The 17,372-nt window shown below is 71.1% G+C and carries 15 protein-coding genes; 12 read left to right on the forward strand and 3 right to left on the reverse strand.

Features of this window, described 5'->3' with window-relative positions; all coding sequences use genetic code 11:
* The first annotated feature begins 86 nt into the window (after nucleotides 1-86).
* The 6 genes from D7Y21_RS16615 to D7Y21_RS16640 all read left to right on the forward strand — a co-directional run bounded on the left by D7Y21_RS16615 (nucleotide 87) and on the right by D7Y21_RS16640 (nucleotide 7,430).
* Entirely contained in the window at nucleotides 87-1,115 is a 1,029-nt protein-coding gene (locus tag D7Y21_RS16615) for an ROK family protein (protein ID WP_120562049.1), read from the forward strand.
* Between the two features lie 137 nt (nucleotides 1,116-1,252).
* Nucleotides 1,253-2,740 carry an MraY family glycosyltransferase gene (locus D7Y21_RS16620; RefSeq protein WP_121714313.1) on the forward strand — a complete coding sequence of 496 codons (1,488 nt, stop codon included), beginning with the start codon at nucleotides 1,253-1,255 and terminating at the stop codon, nucleotides 2,738-2,740.
* Between the two features lie 4 nt (nucleotides 2,741-2,744).
* The gene (locus D7Y21_RS16625) at nucleotides 2,745-3,821 is read left to right on the forward strand and encodes a nucleotidyltransferase family protein (protein WP_199735427.1); all 1,077 of its coding nucleotides are present in this window, start codon (nucleotides 2,745-2,747) and stop codon (nucleotides 3,819-3,821) included.
* Between the two features lie 39 nt (nucleotides 3,822-3,860).
* Nucleotides 3,861-4,832 (forward strand): nucleotidyltransferase family protein, encoded by a 972-nt coding sequence (locus D7Y21_RS16630; protein WP_120562047.1) that lies wholly within the window; start codon nucleotides 3,861-3,863, stop codon nucleotides 4,830-4,832.
* Between the two features lie 105 nt (nucleotides 4,833-4,937).
* The gene (locus tag D7Y21_RS16635; protein WP_120576823.1) at nucleotides 4,938-6,236 is read left to right on the forward strand and encodes a UDP-glucose/GDP-mannose dehydrogenase family protein; all 1,299 of its coding nucleotides are present in this window, start codon (nucleotides 4,938-4,940) and stop codon (nucleotides 6,234-6,236) included.
* Nucleotides 6,237-7,430 carry an acyltransferase gene (locus D7Y21_RS16640; RefSeq protein ID WP_121714314.1) on the forward strand — a complete coding sequence of 398 codons (1,194 nt, stop codon included), beginning with the start codon at nucleotides 6,237-6,239 and terminating at the stop codon, nucleotides 7,428-7,430.
* Between the two features lie 105 nt (nucleotides 7,431-7,535).
* Here the strand turns inward: D7Y21_RS16640 and D7Y21_RS16645 are convergent, their stop codons facing one another.
* The gene (locus D7Y21_RS16645) at nucleotides 7,536-7,811 is read right to left on the reverse strand and encodes a hypothetical protein (protein WP_120562044.1); all 276 of its coding nucleotides are present in this window, start codon (nucleotides 7,809-7,811) and stop codon (nucleotides 7,536-7,538) included.
* A gap of 187 nt (nucleotides 7,812-7,998) precedes the next feature.
* On the opposite strand from D7Y21_RS16645, the gene D7Y21_RS16650 reads away from it, so the two are divergent.
* Nucleotides 7,999-10,623 (forward strand): O-antigen ligase family protein, encoded by a 2,625-nt coding sequence (locus D7Y21_RS16650; protein WP_121714315.1) that lies wholly within the window; start codon nucleotides 7,999-8,001, stop codon nucleotides 10,621-10,623.
* A gap of 5 nt (nucleotides 10,624-10,628) precedes the next feature.
* Here the strand turns inward: D7Y21_RS16650 and D7Y21_RS16655 are convergent, their stop codons facing one another.
* Both D7Y21_RS16655 and astB read right to left on the reverse strand, forming a co-directional pair.
* Nucleotides 10,629-11,162 (reverse strand): aminoacyl-tRNA deacylase, encoded by a 534-nt coding sequence (locus D7Y21_RS16655; protein ID WP_120562585.1) that lies wholly within the window; start codon nucleotides 11,160-11,162, stop codon nucleotides 10,629-10,631.
* Between the two features lie 132 nt (nucleotides 11,163-11,294).
* Nucleotides 11,295-12,617 carry an N-succinylarginine dihydrolase gene (gene astB / locus D7Y21_RS16660; protein WP_121714316.1) on the reverse strand — a complete coding sequence of 441 codons (1,323 nt, stop codon included), beginning with the start codon at nucleotides 12,615-12,617 and terminating at the stop codon, nucleotides 11,295-11,297.
* 18 nt (nucleotides 12,618-12,635) lie between these two features.
* On the opposite strand from astB, the gene D7Y21_RS16665 reads away from it, so the two are divergent.
* The 5 genes from D7Y21_RS16665 (at nucleotide 12,636) to rpoN (ending at nucleotide 17,305) form a co-directional block, all read left to right on the forward strand.
* Nucleotides 12,636-13,589, forward strand: coding sequence for a lysophospholipid acyltransferase family protein (locus D7Y21_RS16665; protein ID WP_121714317.1), 954 nt, complete (start codon nucleotides 12,636-12,638; stop codon nucleotides 13,587-13,589).
* A gap of 13 nt (nucleotides 13,590-13,602) precedes the next feature.
* Nucleotides 13,603-14,145 carry an LPS export ABC transporter periplasmic protein LptC gene (gene lptC / locus D7Y21_RS16670; RefSeq protein WP_120562040.1) on the forward strand — a complete coding sequence of 181 codons (543 nt, stop codon included), beginning with the start codon at nucleotides 13,603-13,605 and terminating at the stop codon, nucleotides 14,143-14,145.
* A complete protein-coding gene (locus tag D7Y21_RS16675) occupies nucleotides 14,142-14,795 on the forward strand; it encodes an LptA/OstA family protein (protein ID WP_121714318.1) in 654 nt (217 codons plus the stop codon). The genes lptC and D7Y21_RS16675 overlap by 4 nt, the downstream gene beginning before the upstream one ends.
* A complete protein-coding gene (gene lptB / locus D7Y21_RS16680; RefSeq protein WP_120562038.1) occupies nucleotides 14,792-15,532 on the forward strand; it encodes an LPS export ABC transporter ATP-binding protein in 741 nt (246 codons plus the stop codon). Before D7Y21_RS16675 ends, lptB begins: the two co-directional genes overlap by 4 nt.
* A 252-nt stretch (nucleotides 15,533-15,784) precedes the next feature.
* Nucleotides 15,785-17,305, forward strand: coding sequence for an RNA polymerase factor sigma-54 (rpoN, locus tag D7Y21_RS16685; protein WP_121714320.1), 1,521 nt, complete (start codon nucleotides 15,785-15,787; stop codon nucleotides 17,303-17,305).
* Nucleotides 17,306-17,372 lie beyond the last annotated feature (67 nt).

A 17,372-nucleotide genomic window follows, 5' to 3' on the forward strand; every position in this document is an offset into this window, starting at 1 on the left:
GGCGGACACGGGCGTGCCCGGTACGGCGGCCGGGTCCGAGCCCGCGCTGCGCAGATTGTGCCGCGAGCGAACCACGGAGGCAGGACATGGCCGACGCGTCAGCGAGGAACGGGCACCGCGCGGGGAACGGGGCGCGCAACGACAAGGCCCGCGTCTGGGGAGGCATCGACCTGGGCGGCACGAAGATCGAGGCCGTCATCGTGGACGCGCGCGGCGGCGTGCTGGGCCGGGCCCGCCACATGACCCCCGCGACGGGCGGCCCGGGCGAGGTGGTGAAGGAGCTCTACGGCACGCTGGGCGAGGCCGCACGGACCGTGGGCATCGAGCCCGCGAAGCTCGCGGGCGTGGGCGTGGGCGTGCCGGGTTCGGTGGACGCGAACCGCGGCACGCTCTCACACACGGCCAACGTCGCGGGCGGCTGGGACGAGCCCTATCCGCTGGCGTCGGACCTGGGCGACCTCGTGGGCGGCGGCAAGGTGGTGCTGGGCAACGACGTCCAGGTGGCGGTCGCGGCCGAGTACAAGCTGGGCGCGGGCCGCGACCACCGCTCCGTGCTGGGCGTGTGGTGGGGCACGGGCGTGGGCGGAGGCCTGGTGCTCAACGGCGTGCCGTGGCGTGGGCAGGGCTCCGCCGGCGAGATTGGCCACATGGTGGTGAAGCCCAACGGCGCACGCTGCGGCTGCGGCCGGCGCGGCTGCCTGGAGGCCTACGCGGGGCGCGCGTGCATGGAGCGCAAGGCGCGCTCGGCGGCGAGGAAGGGGGAGAAGACCCTCCTCTTCGACATCATGCGCGACAAGAAGCGCACGCGCCTGTCCAGCAGCGTCTGGGAGAGCGCGCTGAAGCAGAAGGACCCGCTGGCGACGCGGCTCATCGAGCGGGCCATCGACATGCTGGGCGTGGCCCTCGCCTCCGTCGTCAACCTGCTGGACCTGGAGGCCGTCGTCATCGGAGGAGGACTCGGCTCTCGGCTGGGCCCCGTGTACATGGGCCACATCCAGGACGCCATGCGCCCGCACCTGTTCATCACGGAGCGCAAGCCCGCGATGCGCATCGCCGAGTTGGGGGACCTGTCCGGCGCCATTGGCGCGGCGTTGCTCGCGGGCCCGCAGATGTGACGCCTGGAGGACTCACCTGGCCCGACATCACCGCCCGCACCAGCAAGGAGGCAAGCGGGTCGTGACGCATCTGCGACGCCAGGACGTTGACGCGCTGCTCCGGTGGCCGTCACGATGCGGGTGGACACTCCTCTCGCATGGTCACCTTCTTCGTCGCCTTCCTCGTGTCGCTCCTCGTGGCGCTGGTGCTCACGTGGCGCGTGCGTGAGCGTGCGCTGGCGTGGGGCTGGTTGGACCAGGTGAACTCCAGCCGCAAGGTGCACGTGCGGCCCATCCCGCGGCTGGGCGGCATTGGCATCGTGGGGGGCTTCTTCGCGCCCTTGTGCGCGCTGTTCCTCGTGGACTCGGGCGTGGGGGACCAGTTCGTCTCGCAGACGTCGCTCATCGTCGGCCTCTTCGTGGGCGGCGCCATCATCGCGGGGCTGGGCTTCTACGACGACCTCAAGGGCGCGGGCGCGAAGCTGAAGTTCTCCGTGCAGTTCGCGGTCGCGCTGGGCCTGTACGCGCTGGGCTTCCGCATCGAGGTGCTGGCCAACCCCTTCGGCGCGGAGCTGACGCTGGGGCTCTTGAGCCTGCCGCTGACGGTGCTGTGGGTGGTGGGCGTCATCAACGCGCTCAACCTCATCGACGGGTTGGATGGGCTGGCGGGCGGCGTCGCGTTCTTCGGCGTGGGCACCCACTTCCTGCTCGCGCTGATGCGCGGGGACGTGCTGCTGTGCCTGCTGATGGTGGCGCTCGCGGGCGCCATCCTCGGGTTCCTGGTGTTCAACTTCAACCCGGCCTCCATCTTCATGGGGGACACGGGCAGCATGTTCCTGGGCTTCGTGCTCGCGGCGGTGTCCATCAAGACGTCGTCGAAGAGCGGCACCGCGGTGGCGCTGCTCGTGCCGGTGATGGCGCTGGGCCTGCCCATCATGGACACGCTGCTCGCCATGGTGCGCCGCTCGCTGCTGGGCAGACCCATGTTCAGCGCGGACAAGGAGCACATCCACCACCGGCTGATGAGCCGCCTGCTGTTGTCCCACCGCACCACCGTGCTGGTGCTCTACGCGCTGTGCACGCTGTTCATGCTCGCCGCGCTGGGGCTCAGCTTCGCCAACAGCCTGCAGAGCGCGCTGCTGCTCAGCGGCATCGGCGTGGTCATCATGGTGCTGATGCGCAAGCTGGGTTACCTGGACATGCGCCACATGGACGCCGTCCATCAGACGCGCCAGCGCAACCTGGAGCTGCGTTCGCTGGTGCGCTCCGTCACCGCCGCGGTGCGCGCGGCCGGTTCGTTCCAGGACGTGTGGAACGCCGTCCGTCCGCTGTCCGAGGGGCTGAGCCTGTCCGCGCTGGAGCTGCGCCTGCGCCGCCCGCACGAGGACGTGAACGCGGGCGTCGTCTTCGAGTCCCAGCACCCGGACGCCGGCGCCGCGTCCGCGCTGGAGGTGCGTCTGGACGTGAAGGAGGAGGAGGCCCTGCTCGGCGCGCTGCGCCTGGTCTGGCGCGACGGCCGGGCCGCCATCGACCAGGACGAGGCACTGGCGCTGGAGGTGGTCGCGGACGTGGTGGCGGAGCGCGTGGGGCAGTTGGTCGCGCTGGAGGCCGCGGAGCCCCAGCGCATCATCGCGCTCCGGCGGTGAGTCCATGGCCTCCTCCCCGGCCCTGCTGACCCTGCTCCATGCGTGGCCGGAAGTGCCGGACGCTCCCGGGCCTTCGAACGAAGGAGACTGTGACGCGCTGGTGAAGGCCGCCGTGCGCCACGGCCTGGCGGGCTTCGTCGAGCACGCGCTCGCGAAGGCGGACTGGACGCTGAGCCCGGACGCCGCCTCGCTGCTCACCCGCGAGGCCCGGCTGAGCGCGGCGCGGGGCATGCGCGTGCGGTCGCTCCTGTCGCGGAGCCTGACGGCGCTGACGGCGCTGGGCGTGACGCCGGTGCTGCTCAAGGGCTACGGGCTGGCGCGCAGGCTCTACCCGGAGCCGCTCCAGCGCGCGACGAACGACGTGGACCTGCTGGTGCCGCGCGCCCGGGTGCTGTGCGCCGTGCACGCGCTGGAGGGGATGGGGCTCACCACCCAGGCCGGCGACGTGGACCGGGACGACGCGCACCACGTGGAGCTCACCGGTCCGGACGGGCTGGTGGAGCTGCACTACCGCGCGCTCACGGGCTACGGCCTGTCGCTGGAGGGCGACGCCATGGTGGCGCGGGCGGTGGACGCGACGTTGGACGGCCACCCCGTGCGCTACCTGTGCCCGGAGGACGAGGCCGTGTACCTGTCCCTGCACGCGAGCAACCACCTGCTGCAGCGGCTGGCCTGGCTGTTCGACCTGAAGCTGCTGGCGCGGGCGCACCCCCGGCTCGACTGGGACCGGGTGGTGACGCGCGCTCGGCGCACGGAGCTGCCCCACCTGGTCTGGTACGCGTGGGACGCCGCGCACCGGCTGCTGGACGCGCCCGTGCCCGCCTGGGTGCTCAAGGCGCTGGCCCCGCCCCGGTGGCAGCGCGCGCTGGCGACGCGGCTGTTCTCCGGCCCCCGGCTGGTGGGCGCGGAGCTGGCGCGGAACAAGCCGGCGTGGGTCGCCGCGAAGCTGGCCCTGGCGCCCCGGGCCCGGCCCATGGTGCGGTACGCGCTGCGGCGGCTGCGTGGCGCCCGGACCCCTCCCGGGACGGGCGCGGAACCAGGGGCGCCACGGCCCGTTCGCTCGCCCGCTGGAAGACGGTGATTGCGGCGGGCGGGCCCGGCCCATTAAAGGTGCCGCACCATGGCGCCCAGCCTCCTCGACACCTTCCGGGTCCTGTCCTCCTTCGAGCCCCCGCGCGGAAAGCTCCGGGGCGCGCCCTGGGAGGCGTACGTCGACTGGGCCATCGCGCAGGGACTGGCGCCGCTCGCGGCGTACAACCTGGAGTACCGGATGGGCGGCGGCGATGCGCCCGAGTGGGCCCGCGACCGGATGATGTCCATCTACACCGGCTCCGTGAACGACAACGTCATGAAGCTGGTCCACTTCAAGCGCATCGTGGATCAGCTGGAGGGCCGCAAGCTCTTGCTCCTGGGCGGCGCGGCCTTCGCGGAGGCGCTCTATCCGCACGTGGGCTTCCGGCCCGTGTTGGACATCCAGGTGCTGGTGCGCCGCATGGACGTGGACGGCTTCGCCGGCTACCTGTCCAACCACGAGTTCGTCCCGGAGGAGGACACGACGAACAGCGGCGCCGCGCGCGTCGTGTCCGACGGCCGCACCCCCATCCACCTCTACGCGGACGTGCTGGGCGCGAACCGACGTGAGCAGTTGGCCGGCATCTTCGAGCGCGCCCGACCCATGAAGGTCTACGGGCAGTCCGTCTTCCGTCCGGAGCTGGAGGACGCGCTGTTGCTCACTGCGCTGGACCAGGCCCACCACGGGTACGACGTGCCGTGGCTGTCGTTCGTGGACCTGCGCGAGCTCATCACCGGCGCCACCTGGATGGGCGGCGTGTACTCGCGCCCGATGGACGTCCCGGCGCTCTTGTCGCGCGCGGAGGCGTTCGGCCTGGAGCGCGCCCTCTACACGTCGCTGGCCATCGTGGCGCGTCTGTTCCCGGAGGCGGAGGCGCAGGCCACCGCCGCGTTCCCGCCGCTGCGCCGCGCGACCCGTGAGCTTCTGGACCGGGGCGTGGTGGGTCCGGTGAGCACCCCCGGACGTTCCTCCGCCCTGCGGGGTGTGGATCGACTGCGACGTCTCCTCACGGGGCGATGAGGCTGTCTGGTCGCTCGGCGGTCCTTCGTGCCCGGGCTTTCTTTCAGTGCTCCGGTCGGCGTATGAGTTCATGACGCCACCTGTCGAAACCAGGACACTCAAAGAATGCGCATTGCCATTATCGGATCGGGTTACGTCGGACTCGTCGCGGGCACCTGCTTCGCGGACTCGGGCAACGACGTCGCGTGCGTGGACATCGACGAGCGGAAGATCCGCATGCTCCAGGATGGACAGGTTCCCATCTATGAGCCGGGTCTGGAGGAACTCATCCGCAAGAACGTGAAGGAGAAGCGCCTCACGTTCACCACGAACCTGGCGGAGGGCGTGCAGAACGCGCAGGCCGTGTTCATTGCCGTGGGCACCCCTGAAGGTGAGAGCGGCGAGGCGGATCTCCAGTACGTGCTCGCGGCGGCGCAGGCGGTGGGCCGCGCGATGAAGCAGTACACGGTGGTGGTGGACAAGAGCACCGTGCCGGTGGGCACCGCGGACAAGGTTCGCGAAGCCATCGCCAAGGTGACGGACGTGGAGTTCGACGTCGTCTCCAACCCGGAGTTCCTGAAGGAAGGCGCCGCGCTGGACGACTTCTTCAAGCCGGACCGCGTCGTCATTGGCGCGGACACCGAGCGCGCCCGGACCCTCATGGGGGAGCTGTACGCGCCGTTCGTGCGCACGGAGAACCCCATCCTGTTCATGGACACGCGCTCCGCGGAGCTGACGAAGTACGCGGCCAACGCGATGCTCGCGACGCGCATCTCGTTCATGAATGACGTGGCCGCGCTCTGCGAGAAGGTGGGCGCGGACGTGGACTTCGTGCGCAAGGGCCTGGGCGCGGACAAGCGCATCGGCTACCCGTTCCTCTTCCCGGGCGTGGGCTACGGCGGCTCCTGCTTCCCCAAGGACGTGAAGGCGCTCGTCACGACGGCGCGTGAGTACGGCCTGGAGCTGGACCTGCTGCGCGCGGTGGAGCGCACCAACGAGCGGCAGAAGAAGCTGCTCGTGAACAAGGCCGTGAAGCACTACGGGACGCTGGAGGGCAAGAAGTTCGGCGTCTGGGGCTTGGCGTTCAAGCCGAAGACGGACGACATGCGCGAGGCGCCGTCCATCGAGGTCATCGAGGGCCTCATCGGCAAGGGCGCGACGGTGATCGCGCACGACCCGGTGGCCGCGCACGCGTCCAAGCGCGTCTTCGGCGACCGCATCCGCTACGCGGACCTGCCGTACGACGCGCTGGAGGGCGTGGACGGCCTGTTCGTGGTGACGGAGTGGAACGAGTTCCGCCACCCGGATTTCGCGCGCATGAAGTCGCTGATGAAGTCGCCGGTGATCTTCGACGGCCGCAACATCTTCCAGCCCGCGCGCATGCGTGAGCAGGGCTTCACCTACTTCGGCATCGGCCGCAAGTAGATGAAGCAGCAGTCCGGGGGCTCACTGGATGCACTGACAGGGCTGCGCTTCCTGGCGGCCCTGCACGTCGTCTTGTTCCACTTCGGCACCCCGTGCCTCAAGGGCGTGGCGCCGGAGTGGATGGTGCAGGTGATGGCCTCCGGCTATGCGTCCGTGGGGGTCTTCTTCCTCCTGTCCGGCTTCGTGCTCGCGTACAACTACGTGGACACGGTCGGCGGGATGCAGACCTCGGCCCGGGCCTTCTGGAGCGCGCGGGTGGCGCGCGTCTACCCGGTGTTCCTCCTGATGTTCCTGCTGTCGGCGGTGCCCACGGCGCAGGGCTCGCTGGCGGCGAACTCCGTGCCGGTGGCGGCGGCGAAGCTGACCACGGCGGGGCTCACCGTGCTGATGCTGCTCCAGTCGTGGGTGCCGAAGCTGGCGCTGTACTGGAACCCGCCGGCCTGGTCCGTGTCGGTGGAGGCGTTCTTCTACGCGGTGTTCCCCGCGCTGGCAGGACGGCTGGAACGCTTCCGGGGCGCGCGCATGACGGCGGCCCTGGTGGGCGTGTGGCTGCTGGGGCTGCTGCCACCGGTGCTCTACCTGGTGCTGCGGCCGGATGGGCCGGGCACGCTGAATGCGGCGTCCGGCGGCATGTGGCTGACGGTGGTGAAGTTCAACCCGCTGATGCGCCTGCCAGAGTTCCTGCTGGGCGTGCTCTTGGGGCTCGTGTTCGTGCGGGAGCGCGCGGCGGCGACGGTGGCGTCCCGGCGCTCTGGCGCGGTGATGGCGCTGGCGGGCGCGGCGCTGCTGGTCGCGGGCTTCTCGCAGGGCGCGCGGATTCCGTATCCGCTGATGCACAACGCGCTGCTGGCGCCCGCTTCGGCGCTGCTGGTGTACGGGCTGGCGCGCGGTGGCGGTGTGTTGGGGCAGGTGCTGGCAAGGCCGTGGCTGGTGCACCTGGGCGGAGCCAGCTACGCGCTATACCTGTTGCAGTACCCTGTCAGCGAGCTGGTGTACGCGTTGGAGTGGTTTGTGGACCTGTCGTCGCCCACGCGCTTCCTGGCGGTGCTGCTGGTGTTGCTGGTGCCCGCGTCAGTGGCGGTGCACCGGTGGGTGGAGACGCCGTGGCGCACGCGGGTGCGGCGCGGGCTTCAGCCGTGGGTGGATGGCGCGTCCGCGCGACCTGCTCCGGCTCCCGTGGTGCCGGGCGCTTAGTCCGCGGGAGATGCCGGGCGCCGTCCCTTCAGCGGCCGGCGTTCAGCGGGTGATGCGTGGGCGCTTCCCGGGTCGCTGAGGCCTGAGCCTCGCGGCAACGCGACTTCAGCGAGCGAGGCCGCAGGCCTTCTTGCCCTCTTCGGTCTCGATGGTGCGGCAGTCGCAGCCGTCGAGCTTCGCCTCACAGACGGCCTCGTCCTCGGCGACGGGCTCCACGCGGCCTTCCTCGTCGGCGGCGCGCTGCTGGCAGGCCTGCTTCTCCACCGAGTTCAGGGCGCACTCGCAGAGCTTCTCGGACAACTCGCGGCATGCGGTCTTGCACGCGGTGAGTCCGGAGAGGGAAGCGCAGAGGACGGCGGCGGTGAGCAGGAAGCGACGCATGGGGTCGGGGGAAGATGCCAGATGGTTCCCCGGATGCAAGCGGTGTCCCGGGCGGCGCGTTCATTCGCGGGCCCAGGCCCCGGAAGAAGGCCGCTCCCGGGGAGGAGGCGTCCAGGCGTCACGCCCGCTGGCCGAGGGGACAAGCTCCGGAGGCTCGCCAAGAGCGTGACATACTCCCGCGCCGCGCATGGCTCCTGGCTCCCACCGCGTCTCCCGGTACACCGTCTACGCGGAAGTGGCGCTCGCGGCGTTGGTGGTGCTGGGCCCGGTGGCGCTTGGCGGCGCGGCGCACTGGGTGTCCTGGCCGCTGGGCGTGCTGTCCGGGGCCGCGGCGGTGCTGGCCTTCGTGGGGGCCCGTAGGCAGGGAGAGACCCCGCGCGTGCCGCTCCTCGCCGCGCCGCTGGTGGGCGCCGGGGTGCTGTGCGCGTTGCAACTCGTGCCACTGCCACCCGGGCTGCTCGCATGGGTGAGTCCGGAGGCCGCGGCGCTGCGCGAGGACGTGCTCGTTCCGCTGGGGCTCACGGGCTGGCGGCCGGTGTCGCTGGAGCCTTCCGCCACCTGGCGTGAGCTGGCGAAGCACATGGCCTATCTCCTCACGTTCGTCGCGGCGGTGCAGGTGTGCCGCGCTCGAGCGTCGAGGCAGCGGCTGCTCGCGGTCCTGGCGTTCACGGGCGCGGCGGTGGCGACGGTGGGCTTGGGGCATGCGCTGTTCGGCGTGGAGACGCTGTTCGGGCTGCGGGCGTACGTGCATGCGCGGCCGCCGCTGGTGACGCCGTTCGGAAATCCCAACCACCTGGCGGGCTTCCTGGGGCTGTGCGCGACGGTGGCGGTAGGGCTCGCGCTGTCGAAGCAGCCGCGTTCGCGCGCGTGGCCCTTCGCGATGGCGGCGCTCGTCTCCGGCGCGGGCGTGCTGCTGTCTCTGTCTCGCGCGGGCATCGTGTTCTTCGTATTTGGTCAGGTGCTGCTCGCCGCGTGGTTGATGAAGCAGCGTCGCGAGGCGCGCACTGCCGCCCGGCCCGCGTGGGGACGGGGCGCGGCGGTGCTGCTGGGACTGCTGGCGACGCTGTCCGTGGGCGCGTACCTGGCGGCGGATCAGCTGTGGGCGGAGGCGCGCACCGTGGACGGCGTGGAGTCCCTGCGCCGCGGCAAGATGGAGCCCTGGCCGATGATGGCTCGCGCGGCCCGCGCCTTCCCGGTGCTGGGCATGGGGCGCGGCGCGTTCGAGGCCGCCTTCCCGCGCTACCAGACCGAGCCCAACCCCAACACCTTCACGCACCCGGAGAACGCGGTGTTGCAGGTGGCGGCGGAGTGGGGCGTGCCCGGACTGCTGCTGCTCGGGCTGGGCGTCTGGGCCTTCGTGAAGCGCGTTCGGCGCGAGGACCACGGGCCCGTGGAGCTGGCGGCGCTGTCCGGTGTGGCCGCGCTGGCGCTGCACAACCTCTTTGACTTCAGCCTGGAGTTGCCCGCGTGCGCGGTGGCGGTCGCGGTGGTGCTGGGCGCGGTGGCCCGGCCCCGTGAAGCCGAGCGCATGGCCGCGCGCCGCACGAAGCTGGGCACACTGCCCGCCGGTCCCGCGCTGGCGCTGGCGGCGGGACTCACGGTCGTGATGCTCGTCGCGCTCGTGCCGGGACAACGGAGGATGGCGGACGCGGAAGCGCTGCTGGCGGAGCGCGTGGCGGCGCGGGCGCCGGGCGCGGAGGTGCGAGCGCTGGGGCTCCAGCTCATCGACGTGCACCCGGCGGACTACCTGCTGTACCGGCTGATGGCGATGGCCTCCGTGTCGAATGGCGCCGAAGGCGCGAAGGACGCGCTGAGCTTCGTCAATCACACGCTGTACCTGCGGCCCCTGGATGCGCCCGCGCACCGCGTGGCCGCACGGGCACTGCTGCACCTGGGCCGGCGCGAGCAGGCCTTCCTGGAGTACCGGCTCGCGCACGAGGCCGGGGACACGCGCGTGCTGATCAGCGAGGCGATGCCCCGTGCCCGCACGGTCGAGGAGCTGAAGACCCTCACGTCCGAAGCGCCCGGGCAGGTGGTGGAGCTGGCGGAGGCGCTGCTCGCCGGGCCCTCGCGCAGAGCGCTGGGACTCGAATGGCTCACTTGGGCGCGTGAACACTTCGAGGGCCGGCCCGAAGCCACCGCGCTGTGGATGCAGGAAACACGCGGACGGCTGGCCCAGGGAGAGCTCCCCGCGGCGGAGGCGGCCTGCGCGGAGGTGGAGCGGCGCGCCCAGGACGCACTGGCCACGCACCTGCTGCGCGCGGACATGTGGCGTGCGCAGGGAAAGCGCGCGGAGGCACTCGAGTCCCTGGAGGCGCTCGTGAAGCGCTTCCCCCACGACGTGGAGCTGGCCTTCACGCTGGCCACGCGGCAGCAGGAGGTCGGGCTCACGCGCAGGTCCCGGGACACGCTGGCCGCCATGGCGCCGTACCTGACCGACCTGCGGCAGCGCGCACGCCTGCTGTCGCTGGAGGCGGACAGCTTCGAAAAGGAGGGCCTGCTGGCCCAGGCACTGGAGCAGCGCCGCTCGGTCGTGGGGCTGCTGCCCGGTCCGGAGAGCCACTTCGCGGTGGCCCGGTTGCAGGAGTTGCTGTCGCGCTACGACGCGGCGGCGCGCTCGGTGCACGAGGGCCTGCGGCTCATGCCGCTCGCCGATGCGCGGCGCGCGGAGGGTGAGGCCTGGGCGGCGCGGCTGGAGGAACGCGAGCGTGCGCTCCAGGACGCACACAAGAAGGCGCTGCTGGAGGACGCGAAGGGGCAGGAACTGGAACCGCCGGGGTTACCGGCGGTCAGCGACGCTCCCCCTCCCTGAGGACCTCAGGCCGACGCGCCTGAGTCCTCCGCGGGCGCTCCGTATGACGGCGCCTTCTCTTCGTCCTCACGCGAGAGCGGCTGGATGAAGGACGCGACCAACGGCCACTCCAGGCGCGCGAAGTCCTGGAAGCGCATCTCCAGGGCCTCCTCGTGCGAACCGGCGCGGAACAGCAGCCGCTCGTTGACGCTCAGGGACTCGTCCATCGCGACGGGCAGGCCATACAGCTCGCCGAAGGGAGGCTCGGCGCCCGTCTCGCAGTCGGGGAAGTGGTCGGCGAACTCGGACTCGGCGGCGAGCCGCGCGGTGCGGACGCCCAGCGTGTGACGGACCTGCCGCAGGTCCACGGTCGCCATCGCGGGCACGACGACAATCCAGGGCTGCCGGTCGGCCAGCACGATGACGGACTTGGCCACGCGCCAGCCGGGCACGTTGAGGGCGTCCACGAGCTCCATCGCGGTCACGGCCCGGGCGTGGGCGTACCGCTCGAAGGGGACGCGATGGCGCCGCAGATAGCTTTGAATGGCACTCGGAATCATGGGGGACATCACCTCCTTCACGTACAAGGTGTGTCCGGACGACGCGGGCGGCCATTGCCACCCGAACGGGGCGGCCATGGCGGCCTGCCCTCGTCGGGTACGCCGGAGGGCAGGCGGGCGGGCCACCTCACGTCACTGCTGGAAGTCGTAAACGCTGCCCAGCTTGAGCAGGCGCGTCAGCTCATCGAGCGCGGTCATCGTCTCGCGCGCGAGCTGCGGGTCGCGCACGTCCTCCGGCTTGAGCACGTCGCGGTAGTGCTTGCGCACCCACGCCGCGAGCCCTTCATGCAGGGCCGGCGAGTAGAAGACATCCGCGGTGATGGCGGCGCGCTCCGCGTTCGTGAGCGAGATGCGCTGACGCAGGCACGCCGGGCCGCCGCCGTTGTTCATGGACTGCCGGACGTCCAGGTAGTGCACCGCCTTCACCGGGTTGTCCCCGGCGACGACGCGCTCCAGGAAGGCGTGGGCGGTGGGCGTCTCGCGGCTCTCGATGGGCGCGATGATGGCCATGCTGCCGTCCGGCAGCGACAGCACCTGCGAGTTGAACGGGTAGGCGCGCACCGCGTCCTTCACCGGCAGCTCGGCGTCCGTCGCGACCTCGAAGCGGAAGGCGTCGCCCAGCTTCTCGCGCAGCGTCTGGAGGAGCTTCGGGTGCTCCACGAAGGCCAGCGCATGCAGCATGAGGAAGCGCTCGTTGCCCACCGCGAGCACGTCCGTGTGGAACGCGCCCGCGTCGATGCCGTCCGGGTGCTGCTGCGGCAGCACCACCTGCTCCGGCGCCAGCTGGTGCAGCCGCGCCAGGGCCTGGCTGGACTCCAGCGTCTGGCGCGCGGGGAAGCGCTGCGGCCCCTTCACGTCCTGCCAGGCGCTGCGCCCCCAGGCGAGCACGTGCACAGCCTTGTGCCCCGGCGTGAAGAGGCGCGTGTGGTTGGCCGCGCCCTCGTCCGCGAAGTGCGAAGCGCCCGGCAGCGGCGCGTGCACCTGGAAGTGCTTCGTGTCCGCGAAGATGGCGCGCAGCACCGCGTGCGTGGTGTCCGCCTCGATGGCGCGGTGGAACATCTGCGTGAGGTTCGCGGGCGTCAGGTGCACCCGGCCATCCGCGGTGTCCGCCGAAGGCGCCACGGTGGCCGCGTTCGCCGTCCACATGGCGGAGGCGCTGGAGGTGAGGCGCAAGAGGTGCTCCCCGTCGCGCGCGGCGCGGGTGATGACCTCCTCGTCGGAGCCCGTGAAGCCCAGGGCCCGCAGGGTGCGCAGCGAGGGGCGCGGCTGGGGCGGCAGCACCGCCTGGCCCACGCCCAGCTCCGACACGAAGCGCATCTTCTCCAGCCCCTGGAGCGCCGCCTCCCGGGGGTGGCTGGGCTGGCCGCCGTGGTGCTGTGACGCCAGGTTGCCCGGCGAGAGGCCAGCGTAATTGTGGGTCGGACCAATGAGGCCGTCGAAGTTGTATTCGCGCATGGGATATGGAGACGCGTCGTGGAGCGTCCCCCTTTAACAAAGCGCCTCAAGCGTTACCTGCGCTACCTGCTCATCGCCGGGATGTTGCGCCTGCTCCAGTTCCTGCCGCTGGACACGGCCCGCACCCTGGGCATGACCCTGGGCGGCTGGGCCTATGCGCTCGCGGGTGGGGAGCGGAGGAAGGCGCTCAAGTCGCTGGCCCGCGCCTTCCCGGAGAGGACCGGGGCGGAACGTGACGCGCTCGCCCGTGACGCCTTCCGCCACCTGGCCGCCGCGGCCCTGGAGGTCGCCTCCGCGCGGGCGCTGGAGGCCGGGCTGGAATCCCTGGTGTCCTGGCCGGACGCGGACCGCCAGGTGCTGGAGGCCGCGCTGGCGAAGGGGAAGGGCGTCGTCTTCGTGTCCGGCCACGTGGGCAACTGGGAGCTGCTCGCCCGGCGCGTGGCGAAGGCGGGCTACCCCAGCCAGAGCATCGCGAAGGAGACCAGTGACCCGCGCCTCACCGCGCTGGTGGAGGACTTCCGGGCGAAGGGCGGCGTGCGGAGCATCTGGCGCGGCCAGGAGGGCGCGGCCCGGGCCATGCTCCGCGCGCTGCGGAGCGGCGAAATCCTGGGCATCCTCATCGACCAGGACACCAAGGTGCAGTCCGTCTTCGTGCCCTTCTTCGGGGAGCTGGCGGCCACCCCGCGCGCGGCGGCGGACCTGGCGCTGCGCACCGGCGCGGCGGTGGTGGTGGGCTTCTGCCAGCGCGACGGCCAGGGCTACCGGCTCACCATGGAAGAGGTGCCGCACCCGGACGCGACGGAGCGTGAATCGGCCGTGCAGGCCCTCACCGCCGCCCTGTCGCAGCGCATCGAGGCGGCCATCCGCCGCGCCCCCGAACAGTGGGTGTGGATGCATCAGCGCTGGAAGACGCGTCCTCCCGAGGACGCTCCCCCGGCCCTCGCCGCCGCACCGTCCGCCCCGGCGCGGTGATAAGGAGGGCCTCGTGCCGCGCCTGCTTGCCTTGAGCTTCCTGGGACTCCTCGCCACCGCCTGCGCGCCGCGCCGTCCGGCCCCGGGCGCCGCGAACGAGCCGCGCCCGGACGTGGTGCTGGAGGGCGCGCACCTGCGCTCCTACGAGGGCGACACGCTCCAGGTCTCCGGCACCGCCTCGCGCGTCAACTACCGGCGCGCGGGGGGCGAGGTGCAGGCCACCGAGGTCGTCGTGCGCCTGCCCCCTGGCAAGGGCTCGCCCGCCTCCCAGCAAGAGGGCACCACCATCACCGCGCCGAATATGGATGGCAGCCTCGCGTCCAAGAGGTGGGTGGGGTCGGGTGGTGTCGTCGTGCAGACGGCGGAGGGCCTGGTGGCCAATACCCCCCGGCTGACCTACGACTCGGACGCGCGGCGGGCCCACGGCGACGAGGGCGTGACGATGAGGGGCCCGGATTACCAGATGCGGGCGGACCGCTTCACGCTGTCCTCCGCGGACCAGACGTTCACCTTCGAGGGCACGGTCCAAGCCGTGCTGGGTGGAGCGACGGAGTGATTGAGTTCCTCGTGATGGCGCTGTTCCTGGCCCAGCCCGCGTCCTCCCAGGCCGCCGCGCCCGCCGCTCCTGGCGCACCGGCCGTCGCGCAGGCCACTCCGGCAGCCTCGGCCCCGAAGCCGGGTGCCCCCACCGCGCCCGCCGCGAAGCCTCCCGACGCGGGCACTCCGGCCGCGCCGCCGCCCGCGCCGGGCACGTCGCTGGCGCCCACCGGCCTGCGCAACCCGGTGGACCTGGCCGCGGACCACGTCACCGGCGACCGCAACCAGGCGGTGCTCACCGGCAACGTGGTGGTGAAGCACCAGACCATGGACATCCGCTGCGAGAAGATGACCGGCTACTACAACGCCACCCGCCAGGTGACGCGCGTGGTGTGCGCCGGCAACGTGCGCGCAGTGGACGGTGACCGGCAGGCCCGGGGCGAGCGCGCCGACTACGACGTGCCCTCGGGCGTGCTGGTGGTGACGGGCTCCCCGGAGGCCCGCCAGGGCAACACCTACCTCACCGGCACCAAGGTGCGCCTCGTCCTGGGCAGCGAGCGCCTGGAGGTGGAGAACGCCCGCATCCTCGTGGACTCCCCGTCCACCACCGCCGTCCCCGGCACCCGCAAGAAGGCCCCCGCGCCCAAGCCCCCGGGCACGAAGCCATGAGCGACGCGAAGCTCTTCGCCGAAGGGCTCCAGAAGTCCTTCCGCAAGCGCCAGGTGGTGCGCGACGTGTCCTTCAACGTCGCCCCGGGTGAAGTCGTGGGCCTGCTGGGCCCCAACGGCGCCGGCAAGACGACGAGCTTCAACATGGTGGTGGGCCTGGTGACGCCGGACGCGGGCCGGGTGCGCGTGGGCGACGAGGACCTCACCCACCTGCCCATGCACCGCCGAGCGCGCCGCGGCGTGGGCTACCTGCCTCAGGAGGCCTCCGTCTTCCGCAAGCTCACGGTGCGCGAGAACTTCCTGGCCGTGCTGGAGCTCCAGAAGGGGCTCACCGCCCAGGACCGCAAGCAGCGCGCGGACACCCTCCTGGAGGAGTTCGGCCTCTCCCACGTCGCCGAGTCCTGGGGCGAGACGCTCTCCGGCGGCGAGCGGCGGCGCGCCGAAATCGCCCGCAGCCTCATCCCCGCCCCCCGCTTCATCCTCTTCGACGAGCCCTTCGCCGGCGTGGACCCCATCAACGTGGGCGACCTCCAGCGGCAGATCCACCTGCTGCGGGAGAGGGGCCTGGGCATCCTCATCACCGACCACAACGTCCAGGACACCCTGGGCATCTGTGACCGGGCCTACATCATCGCACAGGGGCAGATTCTGGAAGAGGGCACCCCCGCGCAGATCGCCGGCTCGGCCCGCGCGAGGGCCGTCTACCTGGGAGACCGGTTCCGTCTCCAGGCTCCGTGAAAAGCCGCTCTCCCCGTATGTCTCCAGATGCTCGCAGTGAAGTTGGCCCCGCTTTTGCGTCGACGTCTGAACATCTGCCAGGCGAGCAGGGGTTGCGACAACCTGTCGGATTTCCAGCGGATTTTTGACGCTGCAAATCAGAAACCATGTGCTGGGGCACTGGACGTGGCCGGGGGTCCTTGTTAGGTTGGCACGGTCCTTGATTGGAACCTCCAATCAAGTGGCACGCAAGCCTTCCGGAGACGCCCCCACATGGCGATGGAACTCAAACAGAGCCTGAAGCTCGCCCAGCAGCTGGTGATGACGCCCCAGCTGCAGCAGGCCATCAAGCTCCTCCAGCTCTCGCGAATGGAGCTCCTGGACCAGGTCCGCGAGGAGATGGAGCAGAACCCCCTCTTGGAGCAGCCCGAGGAGGGCATGCCCGGGGAGGTGAGCGAGAAGGAGCCTGGCGAGGCCTCGCTCGAAGCGGACAACGCGGAAGTCGCGCGCGACGTGGATCTGCCGTCGGCGACGCCGGAGAACGCCCAGGAGTTCAAGGCGGACGGCGAGGGCCCCCCGGAGATTGACTGGGAGTCCTACCTCAACAGCTACCAGTTCAACGAGCCCACCACCGCCTCCAACAAGGGCAACGTGGCCACGGACGACCTGCCGTCGTTCGAAGCCAACATGGTGAAGAAGGAGGACCTGGTCGACCACCTCCAGGAGCAGCTGGGCACGCTGCGGCTCAACGAGGCCGAGCGCCGCGTGGCGGTGCTCATCCTGGGGAACCTGGACGACGACGGCTACCTCAAGCTGCCCGAAATTGAAGGCGACCCGCTCATCCGCCTGGCCAACGAGGCGGACGTGCCCATGCACGTGGCCGAGCGCACCCTGCGCCGCATCCAGAACCTGGAGCCCCGCGGCTGCGGCGCGCGCGACCTGCAGGAGTGCCTGCTCATCCAGCTGCAGGCGATGAAGAACCCGAACGCGGCGCTGCTGGGCCTCATCATCAAGAGGCACATGAAGTACCTGGAGAGCAAGAACCTGCCGGCCATCGCCAAGGACCTCAAGGTCACCTTGGACGAGGTGGTCGCGGCGGCGAAGCTGCTCCCGAAGCTGGACCCGCGGCCGGGCCGCAACTTCAGCGGGGATGACGCGCAGTACATCACCCCGGATGTCTTCGTCTACAAGCTGGGGGACGACGACTACACGGTGGTCCTCAACGACGACGGCCTGTCCAAGCTGCGCATCTCCGGCATGTACCGGAACGCGCTCAAGACGGGCGCGGTGAGCCCCGGGCAGACGAAGGAGTTCATCCAGGACAAGCTGCGCAGCGCGATGTGGCTCATCCGCTCCATCCACCAGCGGCAGCGGACCATCTACAAGGTCACCGAGAGCATCGTGAAGTTCCAGCGGGACTTCCTGGACAAGGGCATCGCGCACCTCAAGCCGCTCATCCTGCGCGACGTGGCGGAGGACATCGGCATGCACGAGTCCACCGTCAGCCGCGTCACCACCAGCAAGTACGTGCACACGCCGCAGGGCATCTTCGAGCTGAAGTACTTCTTCAACTCGTCCATCGCGCGCGTGTCCGGCGAGGACACGGCCAGCGAGGCCGTGAAGCACCACATCAAGCAGCTGGTGTCGCAGGAAGACTCGCGCAACCCGTACTCGGACCAGAAGATCGTGGAGCTGCTGCGCTCGCAGGGCACTGAAATCGCCCGCCGCACGGTGGCCAAGTACCGCGAGGTGCTGGGCATCCTCCCCAGCAGCAAGCGCAAGAAGTACTTCTGAGCCGTCCGCCATCACCGACCCTGCGGTCGCCGGCCCTGCACAGCAGGGCCGGTTTGGGGCATGAAGC

This window comes from Corallococcus sp. AB045 (genome assembly GCF_003668895.1).
Taxonomy (GTDB): domain Bacteria; phylum Myxococcota; class Myxococcia; order Myxococcales; family Myxococcaceae; genus Corallococcus; species Corallococcus coralloides.

What these genes read in the sequence shown, in the direction of transcription:
- D7Y21_RS16615 (WP_120562049.1), top strand. Translation starts at nt 87, where the DNA reads ATGGCCGACGCGTCAGCGAGGAACGGGCACCGCGCGGGGAACGGGGCG.
- D7Y21_RS16620 (WP_121714313.1), top strand. Translation starts at nt 1,253, where the DNA reads ATGGTCACCTTCTTCGTCGCCTTCCTCGTGTCGCTCCTCGTGGCGCTG.
- D7Y21_RS16625 (WP_199735427.1), top strand. Translation starts at nt 2,745, where the DNA reads ATGGCCTCCTCCCCGGCCCTGCTGACCCTGCTCCATGCGTGGCCGGAA.
- D7Y21_RS16630 (WP_120562047.1), top strand. Translation starts at nt 3,861, where the DNA reads ATGGCGCCCAGCCTCCTCGACACCTTCCGGGTCCTGTCCTCCTTCGAG.
- D7Y21_RS16635 (WP_120576823.1), top strand. Translation starts at nt 4,938, where the DNA reads ATGCGCATTGCCATTATCGGATCGGGTTACGTCGGACTCGTCGCGGGC.
- D7Y21_RS16640 (WP_121714314.1), top strand. Translation starts at nt 6,237, where the DNA reads ATGAAGCAGCAGTCCGGGGGCTCACTGGATGCACTGACAGGGCTGCGC.
- D7Y21_RS16645 (WP_120562044.1), bottom strand. Translation starts at nt 7,811, where the DNA reads ATGCGTCGCTTCCTGCTCACCGCCGCCGTCCTCTGCGCTTCCCTCTCC.
- D7Y21_RS16650 (WP_121714315.1), top strand. Translation starts at nt 7,999, where the DNA reads ATGGCTCCTGGCTCCCACCGCGTCTCCCGGTACACCGTCTACGCGGAA.
- D7Y21_RS16655 (WP_120562585.1), bottom strand. Translation starts at nt 11,162, where the DNA reads ATGATTCCGAGTGCCATTCAAAGCTATCTGCGGCGCCATCGCGTCCCC.
- astB (WP_121714316.1), bottom strand. Translation starts at nt 12,617, where the DNA reads ATGCGCGAATACAACTTCGACGGCCTCATTGGTCCGACCCACAATTAC.
- lptB (WP_120562038.1), top strand. Translation starts at nt 14,792, where the DNA reads ATGAGCGACGCGAAGCTCTTCGCCGAAGGGCTCCAGAAGTCCTTCCGC.
- rpoN (WP_121714320.1), top strand. Translation starts at nt 15,785, where the DNA reads ATGGCGATGGAACTCAAACAGAGCCTGAAGCTCGCCCAGCAGCTGGTG.